The 2,484-nt window shown below is 39.8% G+C and carries 3 protein-coding genes and 1 pseudogene; all 4 read left to right on the top strand.

Features of this window, described 5'->3' with window-relative positions:
- The first annotated feature begins 163 nt into the window (after positions 1 to 163).
- Positions 164 to 649 (top strand): hypothetical protein, encoded by a 486-nt coding sequence (locus WB217_RS15100; RefSeq protein WP_423994065.1) that lies wholly within the window; start codon positions 164 to 166, stop codon positions 647 to 649.
- A 148-nt stretch (positions 650 to 797) separates the two neighbouring features.
- The gene (locus tag WB217_RS15095) at positions 798 to 1,334 is read left to right on the top strand and encodes a sugar O-acetyltransferase (protein WP_423994064.1); all 537 of its coding nucleotides are present in this window, start codon (positions 798 to 800) and stop codon (positions 1,332 to 1,334) included.
- Positions 1,335 to 1,515: 181 nt separating this feature from the next.
- The gene (locus WB217_RS15090) at positions 1,516 to 2,370 is read left to right on the top strand and encodes a GRP family sugar transporter (RefSeq protein WP_423994063.1); all 855 of its coding nucleotides are present in this window, start codon (positions 1,516 to 1,518) and stop codon (positions 2,368 to 2,370) included.
- A gap of 13 nt (positions 2,371 to 2,383) precedes the next feature.
- Positions 2,384 to 2,484 (top strand): annotated as a pseudogene (locus tag WB217_RS15085) (glucose-1-dehydrogenase); the annotation flags it as partial.

Here is a 2,484-nt window from a genome sequence, read left to right as displayed (position 1 = left end):
GTCATCGTGAAATGAACAGTCATTACACATAGCAATTACCCCTTTCATATTAATAGATTGTTTTGCATTATTAACATATGTATGGAGCAATGAATAAGATTGGACAAAGTGTTTGGTGTAAAGATACATTTTTACAGCAAAATGAAAGGGGAGGCGCCTTACATTGAAAAAGAAATCGATCTTTTGGATGATCAGTCTTCTATTATCATTTTTAGGATTTTTCCTTATAGAAAAAATCTTTACGATTAAACCTAATGTGATATCAGGGAATGGTAATCTCGGCCTCTTAATAATCATGCTTTTCTCACCTATTTTCCTTGCGAGTTACTTCTTGACGTTTCAGTTTGTAAAAGAAAAATCGAACAATGCAGAAAATAGAAAAATGAACGCATGGATTTTACTTCTTTCCCTTATATTTTGTGTGTTTTTGATGGCAGCCATCGTAAATTACGCAAATGAGCTGGTCATTGCTTTGGGAGGAACTCCAGCTAATCCTGACTCGAGGATTTATCGCTTTGGCTGGTTTAATCAGTACACGAATAGTATCTATTTCAATGTTTATACCTTTCTAATGACTCATATAATCGTTGTGATGGCCGCTGTATTATCTGTAAAAAGTAATTTTCGTAAACCAGCCTCATTTCACTGAATTGTTGTGTTGATCCAGGGTAGGACTATAGCATTTGAATATTTTAGTGATTCTTTCACAATCTTATCCCAGCCGTTGTCCATAATTCCATGGACAAGTGAATGAACATGGTTTTATTTGTATATTAAGTGTAGAGAGGGAATGGGATATGGAGAATAAACAGAAAATTTATTATCAACGGGGCACTGAGGAACTAAGAATGAAAAATGTTCGTGCTCATAACCTTGTTCAAGAATTTAACAATAGTGCTATAGAAGATTTCGCTAAGAAAGAGGGAATTATAAAGGAGCTATTTGGAAGTGTTGGAGTGAATCCTAGCATCGAACACAATTTTCATTGTGATATGGGCTACAATATTCACGTTGGTGACCATTTCTATGTGGGATATAATTGCACAATTTTAGATATGGCAGAAGTAAAGATTGGTCACAACTGTATGATAGGTCCTAATGTAGGGATTTATACTGCTGGGCACTCAATTGAACCAAAAGATAGGAATAAGAGTGGTTATGCTATATCAATTAAAATTGGTAATGATGTATGGATTGGCGGCAGCTGTGTAATCTTGCCTGGAATCAGTATCGGTGATAATTCGATTGTTGCTGCTGGTTCTATTGTTACGAAAGACGTACCTGCTAATTCAATAGTGGCAGGCAATCCCGCAAAGATCCTGAAAAATATTTAATAAAGGAAAATAAACTTGGCAAATCGCCAAGTTTTATTTTTTTATAAAAATTTAACACAACCTTATTTTTAAAAAGAAGATACACATATAGCCTTGCTTTGGGAATAAGATTTTTCCTGTTACCACAAGCTAAAAAGAACAGCATTCATGTTTTGAAAAAAATGGAATGGGGTAGTCGCTTATGACAGGAATTCTTTTAGCCCTTCTTGCAGCTGTTTCATGGGGCAGTATTGTGTTTGTCAGCAATAAGCTTGGCGGGGACGAAGACAGTCAAACGCTTGGAACGACAATTGGTGCCTTGTTATTTGCCATTGTGGTATTTATTTATAAAAGGCCGGATTTGTCGACGCTTATCTGGATTGTGGGCTTCATATCAGGATTGTTTTGGTCGCTTGGACAGAAAAATCAGTTTGGAGCTGTCCGGTACCTGGGCGTTGCTAAAACAGCCCCGATGTCAACCGGCCTGCAGCTGATTGGAACCACTTTTTTCGGGGTCTTTATTTTTAAAGAATGGGATACAAGAATGAGCGTCATCATCGGCATCGCGGCATTGGTGCTGATTATTGCCGGTGCGGTCCTCACCTCGCTGAACCAGGAGAAGGGAACAGACAAATCGAAAAGCTTGAAAAAGGGTTTTCTCGTCTTGCTGTTTTCAACTGCAGGCTTTGTCGGGTATGTGATTTTGATCCGCTGGTTCAATATTGATGGCTGGGCCGCAATCCTTCCTCAGGCGATTGGGATGGTCACGGGTGCCGTGCTGCTGACGATTCGTGAAAAACCATACAACAAGTATGCGGTAAGGAATATTGTAACAGGTCTGATGTGGAGTACAGGGAATCTCGGGCTTTTACTCGCATTGCCAAAAATCGGGGTAGCGACGAGTTTCTCGCTCTCACAAACGGGCATTGTCATTTCAACCATCGGCGGGCTCTTCTTTTTAAATGAACGGAAGAGTAAAAAACAGGTCTGGATGGTGCTGCTGGGCTGCTTGCTCATTGTCGCAGGCGGCGTATTACTGGGCGTTACAAAAAGATAAGGGAGCGATCTGAATGTATCCAAGTCTTGAAGGGAAAGTTGTGGTTATTACAGGCGGTGCAACGGGTCTCGGAAAAGCGATGGCTGAGAGATTCGGGGCTGAAAAGTCTAAGGT

It is taken from the genome of Mesobacillus sp., from assembly GCF_049588175.1.
GTDB lineage: Bacteria > Bacillota > Bacilli > Bacillales > Cytobacillaceae > Mesobacillus.
This window is presented reverse-complemented; position numbering and strand designations above follow the sequence as displayed.

What these genes read in the sequence shown, in the direction of transcription:
- WB217_RS15095 (WP_423994064.1), top strand. Translation starts at nt 798, where the DNA reads ATGGAGAATAAACAGAAAATTTATTATCAACGGGGCACTGAGGAACTA.
- WB217_RS15090 (WP_423994063.1), top strand. Translation starts at nt 1,516, where the DNA reads ATGACAGGAATTCTTTTAGCCCTTCTTGCAGCTGTTTCATGGGGCAGT.